Annotated in this window: 1 protein-coding gene and 2 pseudogenes; all 3 read right to left on the reverse strand. The window is 34.8% G+C overall.

Going from position 1 to position 2,038, the window contains the following annotated elements:
• Positions 1-133 (reverse strand): annotated as a pseudogene (locus tag ACFIKE_RS09860) (tRNA (adenosine(37)-N6)-threonylcarbamoyltransferase complex dimerization subunit type 1 TsaB); the annotation flags it as partial.
• A 725-nt stretch (positions 134-858) separates the two neighbouring features.
• Positions 859-1,887, reverse strand: a complete 1,029-nt coding sequence (locus ACFIKE_RS09865) for a YeiH family protein (protein ID WP_375626774.1) — start codon at positions 1,885-1,887, stop codon at positions 859-861.
• Between the two features lie 68 nt (positions 1,888-1,955).
• Positions 1,956-2,038, reverse strand: a pseudogene (locus ACFIKE_RS09870) (recombination protein RecR); the annotation flags it as partial.

Consider the following 2,038-nt stretch of genomic DNA (forward strand, 5'->3'; position numbering starts at 1 on the left):
GTGTAATCTGCCCAATAAGTTTTTCAGCATGTCCTTTGTTCATGCGCTCATTGATACGCGCAATAACAGATTTATGATGAATGAGCGCAACAGCACAATAAATTGAAGCAGTATCTATAGCAAGGATAAGCATAAAAATATTTTAGTCGAATAAAATGATAAACAAAAGTCCTGCTGTATTTTTAATCTTTTTATTATCGTATATTTCATTTATAAGAGAGTTACTAGTGCCAATAAGCAACAATATCTTTTTATGGGATAGAACGAGATGTTGATTTAATCCCTATTTGTTATCACTTTTTGAATGAGTACCTTGAATATTGTAAGATTCTCTTATCTCAAATATACTTATGGCAAAACAATTAAAGTTATTAGCTTGTAAATTACAAGCGAAATTAGGGTGTGAATAAAAACTCCTTTTACGAATCGTTTAAATGTAAGGATTGTCACAACATTTTAAGCTATCAAATAGTACGACGATGCCACTTATATTACATAGTAAGTAAAAGTAATTTAAAAGGGGGAAAGCCATGACCCCATATTTTTTCCAAACAAGAGCATATTTTATCAGTCTTTGTATAAAAACTTCAGCGTAATGAGAAGATGAAAGAAATGGCATTGTTTTACATGAGTTACGTATTTGATACTACGTCATTGCAAATCATTATGGACTGAAAAGCTAATTGAAAAAGTAATTCTGACAGTCTTCACTTAACATAACAGCTCTTTCAATTTTTTGTATAGAATAATGAGCAGTTTTTTAGAACTTTTGCTGGTTTTATAAAAAACTGCTTTTAATACTTAGTGAGCCTTTGAATTGATTGCATGCTCTGTTGAAAAAAATAATAAATGCATATTTCAAAATGTTATATGGTTCAGATCAATTAATCCTATCATGATAAGGCTACAAGCGCCAAGAAGGAGTATGGAGGAAGTTGAAGCTAAAATAACGCGCCATCCTGCTTTTTTTAATGAGCGGATATCAACACCTAATCCTAAAGCTGCCATTGAAATGACCGTGAACAGTTGAGCAATAAGTTTGATTGGATTGATAGCCTTTTCAGGGATAAGACCACTTGAGCGAACAAGCATCATGATAATAAAGCCAATGATAAACCATGGGACGAGAGTGTGTAGACGAAAATGTGTTTGTGCTGATCGACGATAGATGATGGATAGGATAAAAATAACAGGGCCCAACATTAAAACCCGCACCAATTTGACAATTGTTGCAATTTGAACGCTTACGAAAGATATTGGCGCTGTTGCTGCTAAGACTTGTGGTACAGCATAAACAACCATTCCTGCAAGCACACCATATTGGTTAAATGATAAATTCAAAAGTGGGTGTAAAAAAGGGAGAAATAAAATAATAAGAACCCCTAAAAGAGCGGTAAAAGCAATTGCTGCCGCTACATCTTCATGTTTAGCATGGATGACAGGGGCAGTTGCAACGATAGCTGAATTGCCACAAATGGCATTACCACAAGCGACTAGCATTGCTAAATTGGCAGAAAGTCCAAAAAGTCTGCCTATAACAAAACTAATGAGGATGGTTATAAATATAACGAATACGATGCTTGCAAGCAAATTCCAACCGGCTGAAAGAACAGCATGGATGCTAATGCTTGCCCCTAAAAGAACAATAGCAATTTCAAGAAGCGTTTTTGCACAAAAGGTTATACCTTTTTGGAAATATTTTGGCAGATTAAAACAGCTACGAGTAATGGATCCTAAGAGAATTGCCAAAACAAGGCTTTCAAGCCATGCTTCTGCGGAAAACAGTTTTTCTATCACTTCTAAACCATAAGCTAAGGCAGATATGAGCAGGCATAATAGAATACCTGGACCAAAATTATTCACAAGGGAAAGTTTTTTCTTTGACATTTTAATATTCCCTCATAAAAAGAAAAAAATAGCAAGTAAGAAGAGACAATGGGCATTAGAAGCGAGTTTTAAAGATTTGTTCGTGCTTGTACAGCTGCTGCTAAAGTTCCATCATCAAGATAATCAAGTTCGCCTCCTACAGGAACACCAT

Origin of the sequence: Bartonella sp. MU70NMGDW (genome assembly GCF_042194085.1) — a bacterium.
GTDB classification, from domain to species: Bacteria; Pseudomonadota; Alphaproteobacteria; order Rhizobiales; family Rhizobiaceae; genus Bartonella; species Bartonella grahamii.